The sequence below is a fragment of the Chryseobacterium sp. MEBOG06 genome (assembly GCF_021869765.1).
Lineage (GTDB): Bacteria > Bacteroidota > Bacteroidia > Flavobacteriales > Weeksellaceae > Chryseobacterium.
Genome location: NZ_CP084580.1, coordinates 2,395,847 through 2,418,787, shown reverse-complemented (window position 1 = coordinate 2,418,787; position 22,941 = coordinate 2,395,847). Strand labels below are relative to the sequence as shown.

Sequence of the window (22,941 nt, the reverse complement as noted above, 5' to 3'; positions counted from 1 at the left end):
TCTATACGATGGTTGATTTGCCTATTTTCACATTTTCAAAATTGTAATAAGACTTTTCTGAATATTTAATGTGATCCGCAATAAAGCTTCCCACTTCACTGGTGCTGTAATATTGCTTCGTATTAAGGTCAATGGTCACATATGTATTCTCAATAGCATGTTCTACGGATTGTCTTAATTTACTTGCCGCAGGCTGTAAATTAAGATGATCAAGCATCATAGCAACACTCAAAATGGACGCTATAGGATTGGCAATTCCCTTTCCCTTTGCCTGCGGATACGATCCGTGAATAGGCTCAAATAAAGCATTCTCATTTCCTACAGATGCAGAAGGCAGCAATCCGATTGACCCCCCGATAACGCTTGCTTCATCAGAAATAATATCCCCAAACATATTTTCAGTCACAATAACATCAAACTGCTTAGGATTCAGGATCAGCTGCATGGCTGCATTATCTACAAACATATAATCAAGCTGTACTTCAGGATATTCCGGTGCAATTTCCTGGCAGATCTTTCGCCATAACCTTGAAGTATCAAGCACATTAGCCTTATCAATAAGAGTCAGTTTTCTTCTTCTCTTCTGAGCTTCCTTAAAAGCCATATGAACAATGGGAATAATGTCTTCTCTGCTGTAGCTGCATATGTCATACGCATATTCACCTTCCGGATCGGTAAATTTTTCTCCAAAATAAATACCGCTTACCAGCTCTCTGAAAATCTGAATATCAGCGCCTTCAATAATTTCTCTTTTGAGCGGGCTTTTTTCTATCAGAGAGTCATACGTTTTCAAGGGACGGATATTGGCAAACAATCCCAATTCTTTTCTAAGCTTCAACAATCCCTGTTCGGGTCTTACTTTTGCTTCCGGATTATTATCAAAAGCAGGATCACCAATTGCTCCAAAGAGAACCGCATCAGATTCTTTACAGATTTTCAGTGTTTCTTCAGGCAAAGGATTTCCCGTTTTAAAAATAGCTTCAGCACCTATCAGCCCGTATTCAAAATGAAACTTGCATTGGAAAACTTCGGTAATTGCATCCAATATTTTAATGCTTTCTTTAATGATCTCCGGACCAATTCCGTCTCCCGGAAGCACTGCGATTTTAAAATAATTGTCGCTCATTTGTTTTGTGTGTTTTTAGTTCAAATTCTTTGATCGCCTGTTTTTTGCTGATTAAAAAATCAATATCGTCATAGCCGTTTAAAAGGCATATTTTTTTATATGAATCAATCTCAAAGGTTTCGGTTGTATCTTTGAAGCTGATGGACTGTAATTCGACATCCACAGCAATTTCATTATCCGGATTTTCATTAATTCCTTCTAGAATTTCTTTTAAAAATTCTTCAGAAACTTTTACAGGAAGAAGTCCGTTATTCAAGGCATTTCCTTTAAAAATATCAGCAAAATAACTGGAAACGATAACTTTAAAACCGTAGTCTGTCAAAGACCAGGCTGCATGTTCACGACTGCTTCCACAGCCAAAGTTATTTCCGGCTACCAGAATTTCACCTTTGAATTTGAGATTATTGAGTACAAAATCAGGATTTGCCTCTCCTGTATGGATATTAAATCTCCAATCTCTGAACAGGTTTTCACCAAAACCTTCTCTGTTTATACTTTTTAAAAATCTTGCCGGAATAATCTGATCCGTATCTATATTTTCTGCAGGCAGTGGAACTGCAGTCGATTTTATAACAATTAATTTTTGCATGCGCTCTGTAATCTGTTTAGTTCAAGCTTTCAAAAGCTGAGATTCTACCTTCTATTGCTGCTTTTGCCGCGGTTAAAGGACTCGCAAGAATTGTTCTTGCACCCTGCCCCTGTCTTCCTTCAAAGTTTCTGTTGGAAGTTGAAACACAATACTCACCTTCCGGAATTTTATCATCATTCATCGCCAGACAAGCCGAACATCCCGGCTGGCGGATCTGGAAACCTGCTTCATTGAAAATTTTATCCAAACCTTCTTCATAAATCTGTTTTACTACCTGCTGGGAACCCGGTACAATAAGGGCTTTTACCGCTTCAGATTTACTCTTCCCTTTAATATATTGGGCAGCAGAACGAAAATCCTCTATTCTGGCGTTGGTACAACTTCCAATAAAAACATAGTTAACATTGATACTGGAAAGAGCCTGTCCTGCTTTCAATCCCATATACTTCAATGCCTTTTCTTCAGATTCATTTTGTGGAGCGGGAATTGTTTCATGAACAGAAATTCCCATTCCGGGATTCGTTCCGTAAGTGATCATTGGATAAATATCTGATGCTTCAAACGTAAGTTCTTCATCAAAGACAGCTCCTTCATCTGTTTTTAAAGTAGTCCAGTAGGCTATTTTCTCATTCCACTCCTCTCCTTTCGGAGCAAACTGCCTTCCTTTTACATATCTGAAAGTTGTTTCATCCGGAGCAATCATTCCTCCCCTGGCCCCCATTTCGATACTCATATTGCACACAGTCATTCTGCCTTCCATTGACATTTCTTCAAATACATTTCCGGCATATTCACAAAAATATCCTGTCCCGCCATCAGTTCCGATTTTTGAAATGATATACAGAATCACATCTTTAGGCTGAACATTTTCGTTCAATTGCCCATTAACAGTAATTCTCATAGATTTTGGCTTGTTGAGAAGCAAACATTGGCTTGCAAATACCTGAGCAACCTGACTGGTTCCAATTCCGAAAGCAATAGACCCAAAAGCTCCATGGGTAGAAGTATGGCTATCGCCGCACACAATACTCATTCCCGGCTGGGTAATGCCCAACTCAGGAGCAATAATATGAACAATCCCCTGATAATCATGTCCCAGTCCAAACAATTCAATATTATTTTTTGTGCAGTTTTCAGTCAGCTGCTGAACCTGATTTCTGGACAACTCATCACGGATTGGCTGTTCCTGATTCAAAGTGGGAACATTATGATCTGCTGTGGCCACAATCTGCTCAGGCCTGAATATTTCGAGATTTCTGGATTCAAGCTCTGCAAAAGCCTGAGGACTGGTTACTTCATGGATCAGGTGTTTGTCTATATAAATAATTTGAGGTCCATCCGGGATGGTTTCTACAACGTGAGCATCCCAAACTTTATCAAAAAGTGTCTTTTTATTGTTGTTCATTTTTACTTTATCTTGATTTTAAATCAACCCTATCCTATTTTTCTACTAAAACCGTCCATAATAAGACTCAGGTCATCATTTCCGATTTCTTTTTTAAGATCAGCAATTTTTAAAAACTCCTGATACAGATAATCGAGCTCGTTCTTTGTCACTTCGTAACCGATATTCTTAAACCTATAAGCTAATGCCGAACGCCCGCTTCTTGCCGTAAGAATGATAGAAGAGGCATTCACTCCCACTTCTGCAGGATCGATGATTTCATAAGTTTCTCTGTTTTTGATGACACCATCCTGATGAATTCCTGAACTGTGTGCAAAAGCGTTAGCACCTACAATTGCTTTATTGGGCTGTACAGACATCCCCATCAGGTCAGAAACCATCACACTCATTTCATTAAGCATTCTGGAATTAACATCAGTATACAGATTTAAATTTTTATGCTGCTTCAAAATCATTACCACTTCCTCTAAAGCTGTATTTCCTGCTCTTTCACCCAATCCGTTGATCGTGCATTCAATCTGGCGGGCTCCGTTGGCAGCTCCTGCAATAGAATTGGCGGTAGCCAGTCCTAAATCATTGTGGCAATGGCAGGACAGCACTGCTTTTTCAATTCCTTTTACATTTTCCTTCAGGTATTTTATTTTCTGTCCATACTCTTCCGGCAGACAATATCCTGTTGTATCAGGAATATTCAATACCGTGGCTCCTGCTTTAATGACAGCTTCACACACCTGCGCCAGATACTCATTATCCGTTCTTCCGGCATCTTCTGCATAGAATTCTACATCTTCCACATACCTTTTTGCATATCTTACGGCCTCAGCAGCGCGTTCCAAAATATCTTCCCTTGTAGAGTTGAATTTGTATCTGATGTGAGAATCAGAAGTGCCTATTCCTGTATGTATTCTTGGTTTTTTTGCATATTTCAGAGCTTCAGCTGCGGTGTCAATATCTTTTTTATGGGCTCTTGTCAGCCCGCAAACCTTTGCATTTCTTACCAGTTTTGAAATTTCCGAAACAGATTCAAAATCTCCCGGACTGGAAATAGGAAATCCTGCTTCAATGATATCAACTCCCAGTTCATCAAGTCTTTCGGCAATAATCAATTTCTGTCCCGTATTCAGTTTGCATCCCGGAACCTGTTCCCCATCTCTCAGTGTGGTATCAAAAATTTCAATTTTTTCGGAGTTCATAAATGAAGTTTTTTACTTAATTTTGGTTCAAAACTACAGCTTGCAATATTTTTTTGTTTTCGCTTTTCCTGAAAATTACAATATCCAACAGTTGAAGAATTCGATATATCTATTTATTAATCAGTATTTTAATATTTAAAAATTTACAATGGCAGAATTGCAGAAAGATTTTTTGTTTGTATTGGTAAAGTCATTGACTACTTCAGAAAAACGACAGTTTAAATTATATGTTAACCGTCTCGGAATTAACGTAGATGCCAAATTCCTGTTGTTATTTTCGGAAGTAGATAAGATGAAAGAGTATGATGAAAGTATTATTGTAGAGAAAAAAATATCTACAAAACAGCAGCTGTCTAATCTGAAAGCACATCTTTATAAACAAATTCTGGTAAGTCTCCGTATGAACCCGAGCCATCAGAATTATAGAATTCAGCTTCGGGAACAGCTTGATTTCGCCAATATTCTATATCAGAAAGGGCTTTATAAACAGGCTTTAAAAATATTAGACAAAACAAAACAATCTGCTTTGGAACTGGATGAAAAAAGCATTGCCTCAGAAATCATCGATCTCGAGAAAGTAATTGAGTCACAATTCATTACAAGAAGTATTAATGGACGCGCCGAAGAACTTATCCGCGAGTCTCAGGAAATAAGCAGGCAAAACCGTTATACAACCAAATTATCTAATCTTTCGCTGAAATTATACAGTGAAATGCTTACGCACGGATATGTAAAAAATGATACAGACCGTGAAGAAGTTCTTGAGGTTTTCAACTCCCAGATCAAAAATATTAAACTCGACAGGCTGAATTTCACTGAAAAGCTTTGGTATTTTAAAGCTCATGTCTGGAAAAACCAGCTTCTGCAGGACTATAAGTACACCTTGAAATATGCCTATCAATGGGTTGATCTTTTTCATAAAAAGCCGGAAATGATCTTCAGCCACCCTGTCTGGTACATTAAAGGAAATACTTATTTGCTCAAAATTCTTTTTCTGTATGGAAATATTGATATTCTGGAAGAGCATTTTGAAAATTTCAATGCAACTGTACATGCTGAAAGTTTTGCTCAGAATGAAAATCTTCAGTCTCTTATTTTTCTTACTTATTACAATACCCTAATGAATATTCATTTTGTAAAAGGAGAATTTTTCACAGGAACAAAGCTGATTCCGGAGATTGAACTGAAAATGGAAAAACTTAGAGAACGTATTGATGAACATCATTTTATGATTCTCTATCTTAAAATGGCCGCCATGTTTTTCGGAAGCAAGATGTTCGAAAAATCTATTGGATATTCTATGAGAGTCCTGGAGTCAAAAGGGAACGTACAGGAAGATTTACTGTTTCATACGAGAATCCTTATTTTAATGGCAAAATACGAGTCAGGAAATGATGAAGATTATGATGAATTTATTGCTTCTACTTTAAAATTTGCCAGAAAGATGAAAAAGCCGGAAGAGTTTCATTTTGAAAGCATTCAGTTTTTTAAGAATCTGAATAATCAGGTATGGGATCAAAGGCAAAAGGCTTTTGAAAGTTTTGATAAAAAGCTGGAAGAGTTTTCCAAAAATGAATATTACAGAAGATCCTTATTTTATATTGATATACACGGGTGGATAAAATCTAAGGTACAGAATGTAGATGTGATTGAAATTATCAAGCAGAAAGTGAAATATAAAAGGAAAAATTAAACTGTTTATTCCTTTTTAAACTACAAATCTTCGATTTACCCGAATCTCCAAATAAAGAAATCAGAAATTCCTTCATTCGGAGCGGTGGTAAATCGAAGATTTGGGGATGTTAAAGCAATGTTCTGCTGCTTACACACAATCCGTAATGATCTGAAAACAAATACATTAGTCGGTTTAATTTTCAATAAAGGCTTTCTATAAATTTCAAAGCATTTTTATGACTTATCTTTTCTACTAGTTCAGGTGAAAATCTTTCTTCAATTTCTTTATTGATTACCGGATATACAGAGGCATTGGAATGTTCCGGAAAGAAAAACGGATGACGGGATGTATCGGGATGGTCTTTCCAGTAGAAATAGTCTGCACCGTACGCAATACTGTCTTCCCCTCCAAGGTCTAATCCGTATTGAATATGCTCATAAAGCCTTTCCGGATGCTGAAGATCAACATAATCCTTGATAAAATTAAGCCCAATCAGTCCTTTTCTTTTAATGACTTCTTTAGCCAGTTCATCAGGAAGATTCCTGTTGTTTTTATACACTGTTCTGTAGTTCGAGTGGCTTGCCAGAATAGGGATTGAATAATTTCTCTGATCAATATAGCTGAATATATCAAAAGCCAACTGATCACTTGTATGGGCAAGGTCAATGGCAATTTTTTTGTCAGCGATGTAATCAATCAGAACTTTTCCGTCTTCTTTCAATCCTGCTGTGGCACTATTTCCTCCTCCGAAGCGGTTTTCGAGGTGATGGGTAATGCCAATATAAAGAATTTTCTGAGTGTTTTTGATAATGGCTTCAAGATTTTCAAAACCCTTTTCCAGACTTTGATTTTCATCACAAAAAGCGGATGCATTTTCAATGGAAGCAATGACTCCTACCCGATCTTTATATTCTATTTTTTTATAATTTTCATTATTAAAAAGGAAAAAACTCTCATTTTTTATAAGATTTGAAAACAATTTACTCTGTTCCAGTCCATATATTGTACTGTCTGCTCCTGTCCCGGCATATATGGCCATTACCTGAAGCTTTACATCCCCTTCCTGAAGGTAAGGCAGTGAGCATCCTATTTCTTTGTCATCAACAGCTGAGCCTGATCCTAAAAGATAGTACAGCAAATCACAGTGTAAATCAACATTTATCGTATTCATATTAAATTGTAATATTGGAAATTTTATTTTTAAATAGGTTAAGTTCTTTTTTGATACAATCGGCAGAACTTCTTATAAAAACTCTTTGCAACTGAGGATAAAACCTTCAGATGTTTTTATTTTTTTCTAATTAAATTATATTTTTTCAACTTTATTCAAGGTGAAACAGAAAAATCAAAATGATAGTTAAGTGGAATTTTTCAAATTTCCATTCTTATTTCCGATCGTCTGAACTGTATTTTTTTATTAGAAACATCATTAAGTCCATTAGAAAAAACAGTCAATATTTATATTCTCCAGATGATCACCTTATATAAAAAAAAACAATCAACAAGCTGACGAACAAAACATTACAGCACAATCCAATCTTCTACACCTTCATTGTTTTTTATATTCTACTCAAAACGGTCTCACCAAAAGGATAGATTCCCCTATTTTGTTTCCGGTTCCGGAAATCCTATGCATTTTTCTGTAAAAAACTACATACTAAACTCTGTGAGATAAAACGATCAGTATCTTTTTAATTTTTAATATTCATTCTCATTCTAAAAATATACGCTAATATAGTATTTTATCCAAAAAATGCGTATTTTTGCATCTTAAAATTTCTTAGTAAACAATGATAAAAATTACACTTCCAGACAATAGTGTCAAAGAATTCGAAGGAGCAGTTACTCCTCTAGATGTGGCAAAATCGATAAGCGAGGGATTGGCTAGAAATACCATTTCCGCAATTGTTAACGGTACACAAGTAGAGACAACCACGCCTATAACCACGGATTCTACGGTACAGCTTTTGACCTGGAATGATGATCTTGGAAAGAAAGCTTTCTGGCATTCTTCTGCCCACCTTTTGGCGCAGGCTATCCTTGAGTTTTATCCTAATGCTAAGTTGACCATTGGTCCGGCAATTGAAAGTGGATTCTACTATGATGTAGATTTCGGGGATGAAAGCTTATCTGAAAAAGATTTTGAAAAGATTGAAAAGAAGATCCTTGAAAATGCAAAGAAAGGGTCAACATTCTCATTATATCCGGTTTCTAAAGAAGACGCGTTAAAAACATATGCAGATAATCCTTATAAAGTAGAACTGATCTCTAATCTTAATGATGGGGAAATTACTTTTGTAACTCATGATAACTTCACGGATTTATGTCGTGGAGGGCACATTCCAAATACAGGAATTGTAAAGGCTGTTAAAATTTTAAATGCAGCAGGAGCTTATTGGAGAGGAAGTGAAAAGAATCCTCAGCTGACAAGAGTTTATGGTATTTCTTTCCCTAAGCAGAAAGATCTTACTGAATATCTTGAAAGATTAGAAGAAGCTAAAAGAAGAGATCACAGAAAATTAGGCAAAGAACTTGGAATTTTTGCATTCTCTGAAAAAGTAGGTGCCGGTTTACCACTTTGGTTACCAAAAGGTACTGCTTTGAGAAGAAAATTGGAAAATTTCCTTTCGGAGGCTCAGAAAAAAGGAGGTTATGAATTTGTAATGTCTCCCCATATCGGATCAAAAGAGTTATATGTAACATCCGGACACTGGGATAAATATGGAGCAGACAGCTTCCAGCCGATTAAAACTCCAAATGAAGGAGAAGAATTTTTGCTGAAGCCTATGAACTGTCCCCACCACTGTGAAATTTATAAAACTTCACAATGGAGCTATAGAGATTTACCAAAAAGATATGCCGAATTCGGAACTGTTTACAGATATGAGCAAAGCGGAGAGCTTCACGGACTAACAAGAGTCCGTGGATTTACTCAGGATGACGCTCACCTTTTCTGTACTCCGGATCAGCTTTCTGAAGAATTTGAAAAAGTAATTGATTTAACGCTTTATGTTTTCAAATCTTTAGGTTTTGAAGATTTTGTAACTCAGGTATCGTTAAGAGATCCTGAAAACAAAGAAAAATATATAGGTTCTGACGAAAACTGGGAGAAAGCAGAAAGTGCAATCATCAATGCCGCTCAAAAGAAAGGCTTAAAAACAGTTATTGAATACGGTGAAGCTGCATTCTACGGTCCTAAGCTTGACTTCATGGTGAAAGATGCTTTAGGAAGAAAATGGCAGTTGGGAACGATCCAGGTAGATTATAACTTACCGGAAAGATTTGATCTTCATTATATCGGGAATGACAATGAAAAGCACAGACCGGTAATGATCCACAGAGCTCCTTTCGGTTCTATGGAGCGTTTTATCGCGATCTTATTGGAGAATACTGCAGGTGATTTTCCTCTATGGTTAAGCCCTGATCAGTTTATAATTCTACCAATCAGTGAAAAATATGTAGATTATTCAAAAAAAGTTTCACAATTTTTGGAAAATCACGATATTAGCGGTCAGATTGATGACAGAAACGAGAAGACAGGTAAGAAGATCCGTGATGCGGAATTGAATAAAATTCCTTTCATGCTGGTAGTAGGAGAAAATGAAGAGAATGAAGGCACGATTTCTGTAAGAAGACGTGGTGAAGGAGATCTTGGCGTGATGAAACTGGAAGATTTCGTTGCTTACTTCAAAAAAGAAGCAGCAATATAAAAAATTAGAGCATTAAGGTATTGAGAGAGCCGGACATTATTGATTTCCGAATTTCCCGATACTTTAATATAAATAGAAAGTTAACCAATAAAATTATAATACAATAGCACAAAGATTTAACAACAGGGGCCCACAAAGACGTCCGGTACAAGAGGACTTACACTTGATCAACGATAAAATTCGTGTGAGAGAGCTTCGTTTGGTGGGCGATAACGTAGAGCCAGGAATTTATCCAATTGACAAGGCAAGACAAATTGCTGCGGAACAGGAATTGGATTTAGTAGTAATTTCTGACAAGGCTGAACCTTTTATTGCAAGAATATTGGAATATAAAAAATTCTTATATGAGCAAAAGAAAAAGCAGAAGGAACTTAAGGCTAAGCAAGTAAAAGTGGTTGTAAAAGAGATCCGTTTCGGACCTCAGACAGATGACCATGATTATGAATTCAAGAAGAAGCACGCTGAAAAATTCCTTGAAGAAGGTTCTAAGCTAAAGACCTACGTATTTTTTAAAGGACGTTCAATTATCTTTAAGGATCAGGGAGAAATTTTACTTTTAAAACTTGCTCAGGAACTGGAGCACGTAGGTAAAGTAGACCAGCTTCCTAAGCTTGAAGGAAAAAGGATGATCATGATGATGAGTCCTAAAAAGCCAGCAAAATAATTAAGTCATTATTTTACATATTAAACCTCAAAGAAATTTGAGGTTTTTTTATGGTGACATCTTCAGGGTAGAGTTTTATAAAACAGATAAAAAAAGACGATTGGTCCGGATCAATCGTCAAAGTTGGGGAAGCTGGCTCATGCAATTTAAATTTCACGTTATTGGATGCTCTGTTTTCAGAAATGCTTGATTGTTTCTAAGCATATCCATAAATGGTTATACAGCTTACTTACGAATAAAATAATTATATATTATTTTTGTGTTTTTTATACAGGTAAATCATTTTAAATGCAAGTTTTTTTTAAGTAATTAAAGATTCTCCCCCAACTTTTAAGACTGCCCGTTGCCCCATCATATTTTATGGTCCGGATCAACTTTTAATTTTCTAAAATAAGTTTTACAAGATTGTACTATCCTTCAAAGTCGCCGCAATCGTGCTCTTTGAACATAGCTAATGCTTTTTTGGTTGTAAAGTATCTGGATATTCTTTTATTATTTAAATCCAGTTTCTGACCTTCGATAACCAGTTCGTAAACAGGTGCTTTATCTATTTGAGTTAAAATATAAACTCTTTCTGAGGTTTTTAAAATAGTTTTGTTCCCTTCAGCAGAGATTGAGAAATCAACAATTTTAAAAGTATCCTTTTCATCACAGATATTGGTCCATATCATTTTATCCTTTGTGATGGATAGGCTTTCCAAATCACATGAATAACAGTTTCCAGAGAATTCTATACCATATTTTTCATATACATCGGTACTTTTGCTATTCAATATATCAATAGGAACTAATGCTGAAAAATCATCTGGTATATCAACTTTTGATATAGCATTTTTTACCGGCTCAGATCCAGAAATAGTGTCTTTTTTTATCTCTGTAGAAGTTCCTTTATCTACTTTTTTTTCTGTGGAAGGCGAACAGGAAATTAGTAAGGCGAGCGCAGCCGAGCAGCTGATTATTACATTTTTCATTTCTATTAAAATAATTTACAGTACTACGTTTATCTGTTACAAAATTGTTTAAAATTTATCATCCAAAATATCCCTGTTTTCAGCCATTTATTCCCTGTATAATACAGTTTTGTTGGTCACTGCTCGGAATACTGATACCTTTGGTCAAAAATTTAGAAAATGAAAACCTTATCTCAATTGTTTATGCCATCTATAATAGTTGCTTTTGTGGGATGTAATCAGCAAAATAAAGCACCGGAAACGAATAAACCCGAAGCTGCAGTTACACAGAGAAGCATCACGTTTGCTGATTTCAAAAAGATAAAAGGTGTAGACAATGTGCAGGATGTTCCCTTTCAATTATTTACAAAGCTTGATTCTGTAAGGTTCTTTATCGCTCCGGATAAAGATGCGCCCTACCTGAAAACGGCTTATCATAAACTTGATAATTATTATGGATTTGAAGAGTTTGATGACTTCTACTCTATTCATTACAGCATTAACAATAATATTTCGAACAGCATTGAAGCTTTTGTCCTGAAATCAGAATTCACCGCATCATTTGATATGACTTTGCAGGGTCTTGATCTTTACCAGATCAGAAGCAGTACGTTTAAAGGGACTGATGATTTTAAGAATAAATCATTCAAAAAGTTTGGCACAATCACAGAAGTTTCGGAACAGGAATTTAAAACAGTCTCTAAAAAACGAATCGACGAAGTTTTAGTAAAGAATCCACTTATACAATTGAAAGGTGGAAACTGGGTATACAATGAAAATGGAAAAGAGAAGGTAATTGCTCAACATGAGAATGTATCTACAGAAGATGGGCTTTTATCTAATGAATATGTAGGACAGTCACCCTATCTTCAGTTAGAGATTTTTAAAGAAGAATCTGTAGATACGCCGGATGTATACTTCTCTTTTTACAGTGTAAAATCTTCAGCCAATTTTGCCATATTTACGGGTGGTTATCCTCAGATTCTTCCTCATAAAAGTCTGATCTCCTATGCTTCTTCAAATCATGATACCGGAAGTGATTTTACAATCAGTAAATATCTGGAACAAAACCATAATCAGGAATATCTGTTGTATGTCAACTTTACCAACTTCAAAATAGCTGATGAGTCAAAAGCTTTCTGGGCAGAGAATGATACTTTTTATGCTGAAGTATATCCTACCAATTCAGCTCCGTCTAATGGTAAAAAACAGAAGGCCTCTTTCATAAAAATTCAGTTGAAAGCTAATCTGCTTTAGTAAATAGGATCATGCGAAAAAAACAGGAAGAGAAATCTGGGTTTTAAACAGAATAAAAACCCCTGAAATCAGCCAGTGTTTATAGAGGCAAAGTCCAATATCTTTGCTGCAATTATTTAAAAATATACAATGAAAAAAATAAGTTTAGCTGTTCTTTTTTCTTTACTAAGCTTAATGACTTTTGCACAATCGTTAAAAGTAATTATTAAGCAGGACGGAAAAGTAATTGAGCCTGTAAATGATGTTTATGATCTGAAAAGATCTCCTTTCCTATTTGAAATCACGTCTAACAATCTGGAAGGTTTTTTAATTGGAGCAACAACGAATAAGGATATTTATGCAGTAGCTCTGGGGATTTTCAACAGTGAGGCTGCATGGTTTCAGAATACGGGTATGGCGGAGGAGCTGTATAACAAGGATAAGGAATTGTTTTTAATGGATCAGGCTCCGTCCTACTGGTATTATACAGATGCAAAAGATCACAGATTCGATAAAAATCCTAAAGGAAACTCAAAACAATGGACGGCTACGCGTACTGTCACAAGGTTTTATGATATCATGGCAGATCAGCCTGTCAATTTAAAAGATTTTGACGGAAGCGTTTATCTATTAATGTACCAGCCAATATATAACGAGGAATATGATTTAACAGGAAAGAAAAATCTTTTTAAAGCAACATTGAAATTTCAAGATTAAGATTACACACCTGATTATTTGATTATATAAAAAAGGTCTGCTTTTACGATGTGAGCAGACCTTTTTGACTGATGAATGTTCTATTCAATAATCAAACCATATTCTATGGCCAGTTTAATGGCAGAGCTAAGATTAGAAGTTTGAAATTTTTCAATTAGATTTTTCCGGTGGCTTTCCACGGTATGCGGGCTGATAAAAAGCTTTTCAGCCATCTGATTGGTCGTAAGCCCTTTTGCTGCTTCGGCCAAAATTTCCTTTTCTCTTCGTGTTAATTTCGGAACCTGGTGCAACCCATCCGAAATTTTTTTCTCTAAAACAGACTTTGTCTGCGAACATAAAAACTGGTTCCCGGCATATACGGTAGTAATACCTTCCAGGATTTCGGAAACGGAAGCATTTTTCTGAATGTATCCTAAAGCGCCTTCGCACAATGTACTGTTGATCACCGGAAGTTCATTGTGAACGCTGAGCATAATAATATGGAGGCTCCCGTACTTTTTCTTTAAAGGTTTTATAAGTTCAATACTGTTGATATCTGCCAGATTGATGTCCAGCAGTAAGATATCGATCTCTTGTTTTGCCAGGCCTGCATTCATTTCCGAAGCGCTTTTGAAACAATCTACAACATCTATTGTATCGCTATTTCCTAAAATATTTTTCAACCCTTCTACTAGAAGTGGATGATCGTCTGTGATGGCTACTTTTATCATGTCTAATGAATAGGAATTTGAAGTTCTATACTGGTCCCAATATTCAGCTCGGATGTGATATTCATCGTTCCTTTTAAAAATTGGACCCGTGATTCTATATTATGAAAACCTGCTGTTTTTCTTACGTCTAAGGTTTTAGGGTCAAAGCCACTACCGTTATCCTCTACAGTAAGATTTAATACGTTTTTCTCTTCGCTTATCTGAACAATAATTTCGGACGTCTCGGCATGCTTAATAGCATTGTTGACTAATTCCTGGATGATTCTGTATAGAATCAACTGTTTTTCTTCTGATATGGAATTCGTATAACTGATAAATTCTGTGTGGATATCCAATGCAGTATTGGACATGCGGGAAGCAAACTCCTGAATGGCTGCTTCCAAACCGTATTTCATTAATAAATCAGGCATTAAATTATGCGCTACCCGCCTCAATTCTTCTACAGCACCATCAATCTGTGTAATCGATTTTGAAATTTCGGCTTCAATATTTTCGGATTGGTGAGGGTCTAAAGAAGACAACTGAAGTTTAGTGCCTGAAAGCAGTCCTCCTAATCCGTCATGAAGATCACGGGCTAAACGGCCCCGCTCCTGCTCCTGACCTTCCAGCAAAGCCGTAAGGGTAGACAATTCTGAATTCTGTTTCTCTTTTTCCAGAGCAAGGGCATGCAGTTCGTCTCTTTGCTTCATGGATTTTGCACGTTGCTTATAGGCATAAAGCAATAAGATAATCAAAATAATGAAAATGAAGATAAAAACAATGTAATAGGTATTGATCTTTTCCTTGAATGTCAACAGTTTTTTAAAGTTGCTAATATCGTTGTTCTTTTGTTCAGCTTCTAACTTTGCCAGACGAAGCTGCTGTTCTTTTTTCTCTGATTCCAATTCTGAAAATTTCAGACGTTCCCGTTGATTTTCTTCTACCAGCTTCAAGTTGTTGTAGACCTGCTCACGTTGTCCCCGCAATATGTTGATCAGCTTAATTTGTTGTGCTTTCTTATCGCTTTCCAGCTGCAGCTTTATGTACTTTTGCTCCTGTCTTTCTTTGTCAAACTGCGATTCTAATCTTTTGGTAATATCGAGTTTTTCCTGATCGTAAACACTTTTGTATTTATCCACATAACTTTTATAATAAGTCAGTGCCTCCTTGTAATTGCCCTGCTCTTCACTAATCCTGGATAAAGATTCAAGAATAGACAATTCTATATTATGATCTCTAACAGGGCTTTTCCCGATTTCCATAGAGGCTTTCAGAAAGTAAGACTTTGCCAGATCATAATTCTTATCCTGTATAGCCAATTCCGCCAAAATACCAAATGAAGAAGCGATATGAATAGCCTCGCCGGTTTCCAGGCTCACGGCATTGGCCAGCCGAGCATACTGCATGGACTTATCCCTGTCAAAATCAGTATACAAATTGGCCAGATTGATGGCAGCATAAGAAAGATTGGTCTTATTAAGCATAGCCTCCTTATTTTTATTGAAAGTCTTAACAGACTGCAAATAATACTGCTCTGCTTTATTTCTAAAATCTATATTCGAGGGATCCTGTGCATATTTTTGTTCATATACGTAGCCCATTCGCATATATGCATCAAAGATAAGATTAGGATCATTTTGTTTGGATGCCAACACTAAAAACTGCTTACTGTATTTTTCTTCCAGCTGATATTCATTGAGATTGGAATAAATAGTGGATAATTCTTTAACTACGGTAGCAAATCTTCCGTACAGCGTAGAAGTCGTTGGTGAATTTTCATAGTGTTCAATGGCTTTCAGGTAAGCGGCAACGGCATCTGTCGTTTTATTATTACGTATTAAAATCCAGCCCTTTGCGTATTGAAAGTACCCTTTAGCCTCGTTACTGTTGGTTTTTAAACTATACGCCTTTGCCAGATCAAGACTTTTTAAAGCCTCTGTTCCTTTATTATCTAGTCGATAATTCATGGCCTGAACAGCATACAAAATGGTTGCATATTTCCCATCCTTTTGTTTGGCTGCAATGGGAATACTGGCATCTAAAATCTGGTAGGATCTTGATTTTAAGTTATGTAAAAATAGCGCTTTTGCATACTTAGGAGCGAGATCTAACTGTTCTATCGCTTTGTTTGAAGCATTGTCATATTCCTTCTCTAATTTGCTTATAACATCTTGTGCCTGACCAAAAAAAGGACAAATACATAAAATAAATATAAATAACCACCTATACATCAAACCCTTATCTTTATTGAATTTTGTTATTGTAAAGAATGTAAATATAGGTAAAATACCGGCTGATCGGTTTCGGTTTCGAAACCATGTTGTTCACCGAAAGATTGGCCGGAATCTTTTACTGTCAAATGGAGCAATCTTTCTGATCTTCTTTTATCTTCTACCTTCAATCCCAGTCTGTTGAAATTATTATCATATAGTTTTTCCATCTATTTTCTTATGAGTTTTAGCCGTCCTCCTTCTTTTATAAGGTTAAAAGACATGTCTTCTGACGGCTTAAAAATCTTGGTAGGCCCTTCGCAGGTTCCCGACTGATTGATACTATCAACTTTCATATCTATCTGGTGGGTTTCTGTAAAATAATATCTCCCAAATACTTCTGTAAAACAATCATTGCCACATTCCCAGCTATCATAACTTTCAAATTTTTCTTCATCCAAAAAGTTGATTGCATGAAAATTGAAGATCAGTACAGTATCTATTTTTTTAGACAGGCTATAGGTTTTTTCGCCATCTGGGATCACCAGTCCTCCACTATCAACAATCCAGTTGGTATTTTTCAGATAATTCTGAAAATTTGTTTTTTTTCTTTCAGGATCTTTGCAGCTTAAGAGCATTACCAAAATGACGCTCAAAAATGAGAAAACAAAAATATTTTTCATTGTAGCTTAGTGTATAATTATATATTCAATTTTATACAAAGTCTGTATTCTGTGTTATCATTTTCAGACCTTTAAATTCTATCAAAGAAATTAAAGGTTTGTTGAGCGATAAATTTTGGTTTTGTAGCAGATGTATCATTAATCCGGTCTTCGTACAATTCAATATTTATTACTTTAACATCTTTAGGTATTGTATAGGTTTCGTCTTTTGAATAATTATAACCTTTTACATCAGCACTTTCTTTACCTGGGATTTTTTTGATCTCCACAAAATATCTAAGGGTAATGAAATTGCCATTTTGTTCTCCTTTTTCATACCGCATTTTTCTGACCTGACGAATGCTATGCCCACTGGAACTGATATTTCCTTGTAGTCGAAATTTAAGTGTTCCATCATTTTTGGAAAGCATAAAAATGAGGGGATTAAGGCGTTCTGTAACTTCCTGACGAGTTGTATATGTATGTGTTTTACCTGTTTCCGAAACTTCTTTTGCAACCTTTTTGGGTTCTCTAAAAATCGTAAAAACTTTTAATTTTTGAGCATCCGCTTTACAGCTAACCAACGCTAAAAATGAGGTTAAAATCATGAAGTTTTTCACCGCTTTATTTTTAATGAAAGATAATTAAAGGAAACGGATACAAATATCCCTGATAATAGTGGTTTTTAATAGATTTAGTGTATTCCTTTGCTGGCATCTTTCAATAGCTTTTCCGCTTTCAACCTTATTTCTTTAGGCAATAATCTGAAATTCTCATCCTTTACTTCACAATACAGATCTTCATCCTGGAATGGATCCACCGGGTAATTTTTGATTTCAAAATATTTTTTTCACCTAACTTTTATAGAAAAGGAGAATGGAAAAGTCAAACAATCCCAATTATCACCCACATTTTAATTTTACAAGTTCTAAAGTTCTTTAAATCTCCTGTTAAATTAACGTTAATGATATATTTTATTGCTTCGATATTTTAATCAAAACATTACCTTAGATCAATGTTTAGTGAAAATTTTCAATATAAATTTGTGAATATGAAAATCGAAAACAGATTTGTCATGTATTAATCTAACAAAAATAAACCTATGAGTACACTTACATTAAAAGACGGAACTGAAATTTACTACAAAGACTGGGGCAAAGGACCAACCATTTTCTTTCATCATGGATGGCCTTTATCAAGCGATGACTGGGACGCACAGATGTTTTTCTTCTTGGAACAGGGATACAGAGTAATTGCTCATGACAGAAGAGGCCACGGAAGATCTGAGCAGACTCCTTACGGACATGATATGGACACTTACGCTTCTGATGTTGCTGAAATTGTTCAGGCTTTGGATCTGAAAGATGTCATTCATGTGGGACACTCTACCGGAGGAGGTGAAGTGATCAGATATGTTTCAAAACATGGCAAAGGAAGAGTTTCGAAGGCTGTTTTAGTAAGTGCTGTTACTCCGATTATGGTTCAGAATGAGAACAACCCTAACGGAGTTCCGATTTCTGTTTTTGATGATATCCGAAATAATACGGCTCAACACAGACAGCAGTTTTTCATTGATCTTACCTTCCCTTTTTATGGTTATAACAGAGAAGGGGCCAAAGTTTCCGAAGGCATCCAGAGAAACTGGTGGAGACAGGGAATGAGCGGTTCTATAAAAGCTCACTATGACTGTGTTAAGGCATTTTCAGAAACTGATTTCACAGAGGATCTTAAGAGTGTTGATGTTCCTGTTTTGGTGATGCATGGGGAAGATGATCAGATTGTACCATTTGAGACAACAGGGAAAGTAGCTGCTACCCTTCTTAAAAATGGTAAACTGATCTCCTATCCCGGTTTCCCACACGGTATGCCTACTACAGAAGCTGAAACGATCAACAGAGATCTTTTAGCATTCTTTAAATCATAATTGAATTGAATATAAAAAGAGGAAAACTACAGGTATTTTATCTGTAGTTTTTTTATATTTTCGTTATTTTGCAGTCGTTATCCTAAAAAGCTTAGGAAACGTTTAGCATAAACATATAATAATCATGAGATTAGGATATTTATCCTTTTTTTTCATAGCAGTCATTATTTTTTCCCTTGGATGCTTCTATTATTATCCTTTTTTTTCTGATGACAGTTTGATTTCCTTACGGTATGTCCAACGATTTATTGAAGGAAAGGGATTAACATGGAATGATGGACAGCCAGTTGAAGGATACTCGAATCTGCTTTGGATTTTAGGCGTTTCAGTATTTGGAAAACTGGGAATGGATCTTATTCTTGCTGCCAGAGTTTTAGGTATTTTATGCTCATTGGGAACTCTGGGAAGTATCCTTTATTACTTTAAGAATCAGAATATAAAAAAAGAATATGTCTTTCTTGCTGTAATTTTATTGGTTACCACTCCCTGCTTTCCTGTATGGGCTGTTGGAGGTCTCGAACAGCCATTGTATGGGCTTCTTTTAACTTTAATTTTAATTGAGGTTTCAAAGATCATTAATGATAAGAATTTCAACACCATTTACCTTTTGTCATTTTGGTTAGGACTTTTAGCGATTACCAGGCCGGATGGTTTTTTATTCACTATTCTAACGGCCGGATTTTTATTGGCTTGTTATGGAAAGAACAAACATCAGTTCATTAGGATAGGTCTGGCTACAGCAATTATACCCACATTATTCTTATTGGGTCAACTGGCATTCCGTTATCGTTTTTATGGCGAAATAGTGCCCAACACAGCATTGGTTAAAGTAAAGGTTACTATGCATCATGTTTTGCGTGGTGGTTTTTATAATTTTAAAGCCTTTTCGGGCACTCTGCTATTATCCGGATTAGGATTAGCAGCTCTTTATTACCTTTTAAGAAAAAAACGCCTTTTCGGATACTATTTATTATTATTGACAGTTTCCTGGGTGGGTTATGTTACTTTGGTAGGCGGAGATATTTTCCCTGCTTTCAGGCATTATTATGTTGTTCTTATTCTGTTTGTTTTTTCTATTATCTGGGGATTAAATGATATCAGAAAAATCAATCTGGGATCTGGAAAATCAAGTTTTATCTTCATTTTTATATTATTCATTAATGGTTTAGGCCAAATTAAAATATCAGATAATGTACGTGCCATTGATGAAAGATGGGAGTTCAGAGGAATAAAGCTCGGGGAAACGTTAAAGAAGACATTCCCGGATCAGACTTTGGTTGCAGTCACTGCTGCTGGGAGTATTCCTTACTCGTCTGAATTACCCACAGTTGATATGTTAGGACTTAATGATTATTATATCCCCCGACATCCACCTAAAAATTTCGGAACCGGATCTTTAGCCCACGAATTGGGTGATGCTAATTATGTGATGAGCAGAAACCCTGATATTATAATCTTCCATACTGGTGGTGAGCTTAATTTCAATATTGGTGATCAGCTGACTAAGAATAAGGTTTTTAACAACAACTATATTAAAATAAAAGCAAAGGCAGAGGAACCGGAATATATCTTATTCTTTAATAAATATGGTAAGAATACAGGAATTAAGAAGAATAGAGATCAATTGATTATTCCAGGGTATCTGTTCGGTCATTCATCAGATAATGAAAGTGTATTTTCCGGAAATAAACTGGTAAAAAAAATTCATAAAGGAATTTTGTACAAGCTTACTATTGACTCTCTTCAGGCTGGAAATTGGAAAATAGCAGAATCAGAACAGAAAAATGCAGATCTAAATGCCGATATTTATACCAAAAACGGGCAATTAACTATTGAGATGACCCCGAAAAACAATATGTTTTTAGAAAGTCTGGTTCTGGAAAGGAAATATTGAGATTTTTTTTGTACTTTTGCACACTATTATTCCTAATGTCTTTAGGGGTAACCAAAACAGATATTGATAACAAAAACAATAAAAAAGCAAAGCAATGCCAAAATTAAAAACGAAATCAGGTGCTAAGAAACGTTTTAAACTTACCGGAACCGGGAAGATTAAAAGAAAAAATGCTTTCAAAAGCCACATTTTGACAAAAAAGGAAACTAAGCAGAAGAGAAATCTTACGCAAACTTCTTATGTTGCAAAAGTGGATGAAAAAAGCGTTCAACGTCAATTAGCAATTAAGTAGTTTTTATAAATCTATATTCGGTTTATAAGAATTCAAACAAATTCATCATTTTAACCCTGGAACGGTGCAAACAAGAGCAACTCTGTTGCCGCCCTTTTCAAAAAAAACAATTTAAATTATGCCAAGATCAGTAAATGCAGTAGCTTCAAGAGCTCGCAGAAAGAAAATTTTTAAGCAAGCTAAAGGTTTCTTCGGAAGAAGAAAGAACGTTTGGACTGTAGCTAAAAACGCGGTAGAAAAAGCAATGCAATATGCTTACCGTGGTAGAAAAGAGAAGAAGAGAAACTTCAGAGCACTTTGGATCACTCGTATCAACGCGGGAGCTAGAGAGCACGGAATGTCTTACTCTCAATTTATGGGAGCTCTTAAAAAGAACAACATCGAACTTAACAGAAAAGTTTTAGCAGATTTAGCAATGAATCACCCTGAAGCTTTCAAAGCTGTTGTAGATCAAGTAAAATAATGTAGAATAGTATTTTTGTTATCAATATAAGTCCCGGGATTTTCCCGGGATTTTTTTATGCCTTATGTTTATGTTCTCTGATCGTAAAGATCGCGTTCAAAATATTGAAGTTATATTACAGATAAATTCGGCTTTACATTTTTTGTTTAGTATACTAGCAAAAAACAGGTTTTCACGAAATTCTTCCTACGCAATGAGTACCAATCTCTTATAATAATACATTAAAGTACAAAACATCCTATTATTGAAAATTCAATTAAAATAGCTCAGACCGCCTTAATTATTAATCAGAAATAGTGATTTATTATTATATTAGCAATCTCTAAAGAAAGAAACAAAATGAAAAGAATTGCAGCTTTTTTGCTGGCTTCCGTAGCTATACAAAGTATTGGCGCACAAAGTTTTATTCAATCCTATAAAGATCGGGCTGACATTGTTTCCCAGGCTAATATTACTACAAATCTTCAGGAATTTGCGGGTCTTGGAGTAAAAAAAACAGGTACAGTGGCAAATACAAATGCTTCTGACTGGATCAGAAATAAATATCTGTCTTACGGATATACTGCCAGCAGTATTACAGAAGACACATTCCCCTATGGAAGTGCAAGTTCAAAAAATCTAATCATCACAAAAACGGGAACATTATATCCGGATAAATATGTTATTATCTGCGGACATTATGATACGATTGTAGGGCCAGGAGTAAGTGATAACGGCAGCGGAACTTCCATTATTCTGGAAGCTGCAAGAATATTAAAAGATGTTCCTACGGAATACTCTATTAAGTTTATTCATTTTTCCGGTGAAGAACAAGGCCTTGTGGGCAGTACCCATTACGTAAATAATGTAGCTTACGAAGGCAGCACCCGGAAACTGGATATAAAACTGGTCTTAAATATCGACCAGGTAGGCGGACTTATAGGAAATACCAACAATAAGATCACCTGTGAAAGGGATACAGGAGGTGTCTCTTCAAATAATGCAGCATCCAATACAGCTACTCAGGAGCTGATGACCTGCACCAGCCTGTACTCTCCTCTTCAGACCAATCTTTCTTATGCATACAGCTCCGATTATATGCCTTTTGAAGCCAAAGGATATACCATTACCGGATTTTATGAATATGAAAGAAGTGAGAATGAGCATACTGTAAATGATACTTTTGCTAACATTGACCCTGTATATGTTTTCAATGTAGGTAAAGCTGCGGTGGGGGCGTTACAGCATTTTGCCGTTGCATCTACAGTGAATGCCCTGCTGGGAACTAAGGTATCTTCCAAACCTGCAGAAAACATCAGAATTTATCCTAATCCTGCTAAAGATGTACTTAAAGTGGAATTTTCACAAAAAGTAAAACAGTTTAAGGTTGAGATTAGCGATATGGCGGGAAATCTGGTTCTGAATTCAGAGAATCAGGATACAATTAATACTTCAGGTCTTCAAAATGGAGTGTATACCGTTACTATAAAAACAGACAGGGAAAATACAACCAAGAAATTAATCATCGGGAAATAAATAATATCAGGCGAAGAGAATATTTTT

The 22,941-nt window shown here is 35.7% G+C and carries 22 protein-coding genes; 10 read left to right on the top strand and 12 right to left on the bottom strand.

The genetic code is table 11. The features are described 5' to 3' along the window. Nucleotide 1: 1 nt before the first annotated feature. From leuB to LF887_RS11020, 4 genes are read right to left on the bottom strand one after another with little or no spacing between them, the layout of a single operon-like run. Entirely contained in the window at nucleotides 2-1,126 is a 1,125-nt protein-coding gene (gene leuB / locus LF887_RS11035; RefSeq protein WP_236859236.1) for a 3-isopropylmalate dehydrogenase, read from the bottom strand. After that, the gene (gene leuD, locus LF887_RS11030; RefSeq protein WP_236859235.1) at nucleotides 1,107-1,715 is read right to left on the bottom strand and encodes a 3-isopropylmalate dehydratase small subunit; all 609 of its coding nucleotides are present in this window, start codon (nucleotides 1,713-1,715) and stop codon (nucleotides 1,107-1,109) included. Before leuD ends, leuB begins: the two co-directional genes overlap by 20 nt. Before the next feature lie 16 nt (nucleotides 1,716-1,731). Continuing rightward, on the bottom strand, nucleotides 1,732-3,120 hold the full coding sequence (gene leuC / locus LF887_RS11025; RefSeq protein ID WP_236859234.1) for a 3-isopropylmalate dehydratase large subunit: 1,389 nt from the start codon (nucleotides 3,118-3,120) through the stop codon (nucleotides 1,732-1,734). Nucleotides 3,121-3,149: 29 nt separating this feature from the next. Next, the gene (locus tag LF887_RS11020; protein ID WP_236859233.1) at nucleotides 3,150-4,313 is read right to left on the bottom strand and encodes a 2-isopropylmalate synthase; all 1,164 of its coding nucleotides are present in this window, start codon (nucleotides 4,311-4,313) and stop codon (nucleotides 3,150-3,152) included. A gap of 148 nt (nucleotides 4,314-4,461) precedes the next feature. Between LF887_RS11020 and LF887_RS11015 the strand changes: the two genes are divergently transcribed. Continuing rightward, complete coding sequence (locus tag LF887_RS11015) at nucleotides 4,462-6,006, top strand: hypothetical protein (RefSeq protein ID WP_236859232.1); 1,545 nt, start codon at nucleotides 4,462-4,464, stop codon at nucleotides 6,004-6,006. A gap of 181 nt (nucleotides 6,007-6,187) precedes the next feature. On the opposite strand, the gene LF887_RS11010 is transcribed toward LF887_RS11015, so the two are convergent. After that, nucleotides 6,188-7,159: a dipeptidase gene (locus LF887_RS11010; RefSeq protein WP_236859231.1), complete on the bottom strand. Its 972-nt coding sequence runs from the start codon at nucleotides 7,157-7,159 to the stop codon at nucleotides 6,188-6,190. Nucleotides 7,160-7,778: 619 nt separating this feature from the next. Here LF887_RS11010 and thrS point away from each other — a divergent pair. After that, nucleotides 7,779-9,698, top strand: a complete 1,920-nt coding sequence (gene thrS / locus LF887_RS11005; RefSeq protein ID WP_236859230.1) for a threonine--tRNA ligase — start codon at nucleotides 7,779-7,781, stop codon at nucleotides 9,696-9,698. Nucleotides 9,699-9,861: 163 nt separating this feature from the next. Continuing rightward, nucleotides 9,862-10,362: a translation initiation factor IF-3 gene (gene infC / locus LF887_RS11000; protein WP_172625635.1), complete on the top strand. Its 501-nt coding sequence runs from the start codon at nucleotides 9,862-9,864 to the stop codon at nucleotides 10,360-10,362. 410 nt (nucleotides 10,363-10,772) lie between these two features. Here infC and LF887_RS10995 read toward each other — a convergent pair whose 3' ends face one another. Then, entirely contained in the window at nucleotides 10,773-11,333 is a 561-nt protein-coding gene (locus LF887_RS10995) for a hypothetical protein (protein WP_236859229.1), read from the bottom strand. A gap of 159 nt (nucleotides 11,334-11,492) precedes the next feature. Here LF887_RS10995 and LF887_RS10990 point away from each other — a divergent pair, with 159 nt between their 5' ends. Further along, nucleotides 11,493-12,569, top strand: coding sequence for a resolvase (locus LF887_RS10990; RefSeq protein WP_236859228.1), 1,077 nt, complete (start codon nucleotides 11,493-11,495; stop codon nucleotides 12,567-12,569). Nucleotides 12,570-12,698: 129 nt separating this feature from the next. After that, nucleotides 12,699-13,265 (top strand): hypothetical protein, encoded by a 567-nt coding sequence (locus LF887_RS10985; protein ID WP_236859227.1) that lies wholly within the window; start codon nucleotides 12,699-12,701, stop codon nucleotides 13,263-13,265. 80 nt (nucleotides 13,266-13,345) lie between these two features. On the opposite strand, the gene LF887_RS10980 is transcribed toward LF887_RS10985, so the two are convergent. From LF887_RS10980 to LF887_RS24230, 6 genes are all read right to left on the bottom strand, one after another. Beyond that, on the bottom strand, nucleotides 13,346-13,975 hold the full coding sequence (locus LF887_RS10980) for a response regulator transcription factor (RefSeq protein ID WP_236859226.1): 630 nt from the start codon (nucleotides 13,973-13,975) through the stop codon (nucleotides 13,346-13,348). 2 nt (nucleotides 13,976-13,977) lie between these two features. Beyond that, entirely contained in the window at nucleotides 13,978-16,185 is a 2,208-nt protein-coding gene (locus LF887_RS10975; protein ID WP_236859225.1) for an ATP-binding protein, read from the bottom strand. A gap of 26 nt (nucleotides 16,186-16,211) precedes the next feature. Continuing rightward, nucleotides 16,212-16,394, bottom strand: coding sequence for a hypothetical protein (locus LF887_RS10970; protein ID WP_236859224.1), 183 nt, complete (start codon nucleotides 16,392-16,394; stop codon nucleotides 16,212-16,214). Then, nucleotides 16,395-16,847 (bottom strand): hypothetical protein, encoded by a 453-nt coding sequence (locus tag LF887_RS10965; RefSeq protein WP_236859223.1) that lies wholly within the window; start codon nucleotides 16,845-16,847, stop codon nucleotides 16,395-16,397. A gap of 71 nt (nucleotides 16,848-16,918) precedes the next feature. Continuing rightward, the gene (locus LF887_RS10960; RefSeq protein WP_236859222.1) at nucleotides 16,919-17,446 is read right to left on the bottom strand and encodes a hypothetical protein; all 528 of its coding nucleotides are present in this window, start codon (nucleotides 17,444-17,446) and stop codon (nucleotides 16,919-16,921) included. 74 nt (nucleotides 17,447-17,520) lie between these two features. Continuing rightward, nucleotides 17,521-17,646 (bottom strand): hypothetical protein, encoded by a 126-nt coding sequence (locus LF887_RS24230; RefSeq protein ID WP_262912523.1) that lies wholly within the window; start codon nucleotides 17,644-17,646, stop codon nucleotides 17,521-17,523. 282 nt (nucleotides 17,647-17,928) lie between these two features. Here LF887_RS24230 and LF887_RS10955 point away from each other — a divergent pair, with 282 nt between their 5' ends. From LF887_RS10955 to LF887_RS10935, 5 genes are all read left to right on the top strand, one after another. Beyond that, complete coding sequence (locus LF887_RS10955) at nucleotides 17,929-18,750, top strand: alpha/beta fold hydrolase (protein WP_236859221.1); 822 nt, start codon at nucleotides 17,929-17,931, stop codon at nucleotides 18,748-18,750. A 124-nt stretch (nucleotides 18,751-18,874) separates the two neighbouring features. After that, nucleotides 18,875-20,644, top strand: a complete 1,770-nt coding sequence (locus LF887_RS10950) for a hypothetical protein (RefSeq protein ID WP_236859220.1) — start codon at nucleotides 18,875-18,877, stop codon at nucleotides 20,642-20,644. 94 nt (nucleotides 20,645-20,738) lie between these two features. Then, on the top strand, nucleotides 20,739-20,936 hold the full coding sequence (rpmI, locus tag LF887_RS10945; RefSeq protein ID WP_236859219.1) for a 50S ribosomal protein L35: 198 nt from the start codon (nucleotides 20,739-20,741) through the stop codon (nucleotides 20,934-20,936). 118 nt (nucleotides 20,937-21,054) lie between these two features. Further along, nucleotides 21,055-21,399, top strand: coding sequence for a 50S ribosomal protein L20 (gene rplT / locus LF887_RS10940; RefSeq protein ID WP_100375628.1), 345 nt, complete (start codon nucleotides 21,055-21,057; stop codon nucleotides 21,397-21,399). Between the two features lie 339 nt (nucleotides 21,400-21,738). Then, on the top strand, nucleotides 21,739-22,914 hold the full coding sequence (locus tag LF887_RS10935; protein ID WP_236859218.1) for a M28 family peptidase: 1,176 nt from the start codon (nucleotides 21,739-21,741) through the stop codon (nucleotides 22,912-22,914). Nucleotides 22,915-22,941: the final 27 nt, after the last annotated feature.

Coding starts and splice junctions, on each gene's coding strand:
- leuB (WP_236859236.1), bottom strand. CDS start 1,126: ATGAGCGACAATTATTTTAAAATCGCAGTGCTTCCGGGAGACGGAATT.
- leuD (WP_236859235.1), bottom strand. CDS start 1,715: ATGCAAAAATTAATTGTTATAAAATCGACTGCAGTTCCACTGCCTGCA.
- leuC (WP_236859234.1), bottom strand. CDS start 3,120: ATGAACAACAATAAAAAGACACTTTTTGATAAAGTTTGGGATGCTCAC.
- LF887_RS11020 (WP_236859233.1), bottom strand. CDS start 4,313: ATGAACTCCGAAAAAATTGAAATTTTTGATACCACACTGAGAGATGGG.
- LF887_RS11015 (WP_236859232.1), top strand. CDS start 4,462: ATGGCAGAATTGCAGAAAGATTTTTTGTTTGTATTGGTAAAGTCATTG.
- LF887_RS11010 (WP_236859231.1), bottom strand. CDS start 7,159: ATGAATACGATAAATGTTGATTTACACTGTGATTTGCTGTACTATCTT.
- thrS (WP_236859230.1), top strand. CDS start 7,779: ATGATAAAAATTACACTTCCAGACAATAGTGTCAAAGAATTCGAAGGA.
- LF887_RS10995 (WP_236859229.1), bottom strand. CDS start 11,333: ATGAAAAATGTAATAATCAGCTGCTCGGCTGCGCTCGCCTTACTAATT.
- LF887_RS10990 (WP_236859228.1), top strand. CDS start 11,493: ATGAAAACCTTATCTCAATTGTTTATGCCATCTATAATAGTTGCTTTT.
- LF887_RS10985 (WP_236859227.1), top strand. CDS start 12,699: ATGAAAAAAATAAGTTTAGCTGTTCTTTTTTCTTTACTAAGCTTAATG.
- LF887_RS10980 (WP_236859226.1), bottom strand. CDS start 13,975: ATGATAAAAGTAGCCATCACAGACGATCATCCACTTCTAGTAGAAGGG.
- LF887_RS10975 (WP_236859225.1), bottom strand. CDS start 16,185: ATGTATAGGTGGTTATTTATATTTATTTTATGTATTTGTCCTTTTTTT.
- LF887_RS10970 (WP_236859224.1), bottom strand. CDS start 16,394: ATGGAAAAACTATATGATAATAATTTCAACAGACTGGGATTGAAGGTA.
- LF887_RS10965 (WP_236859223.1), bottom strand. CDS start 16,847: ATGAAAAATATTTTTGTTTTCTCATTTTTGAGCGTCATTTTGGTAATG.
- LF887_RS10955 (WP_236859221.1), top strand. CDS start 17,929: ATGAGTACACTTACATTAAAAGACGGAACTGAAATTTACTACAAAGAC.
- LF887_RS10950 (WP_236859220.1), top strand. CDS start 18,875: ATGAGATTAGGATATTTATCCTTTTTTTTCATAGCAGTCATTATTTTT.
- rpmI (WP_236859219.1), top strand. CDS start 20,739: ATGCCAAAATTAAAAACGAAATCAGGTGCTAAGAAACGTTTTAAACTT.
- rplT (WP_100375628.1), top strand. CDS start 21,055: ATGCCAAGATCAGTAAATGCAGTAGCTTCAAGAGCTCGCAGAAAGAAA.
- LF887_RS10935 (WP_236859218.1), top strand. CDS start 21,739: ATGAAAAGAATTGCAGCTTTTTTGCTGGCTTCCGTAGCTATACAAAGT.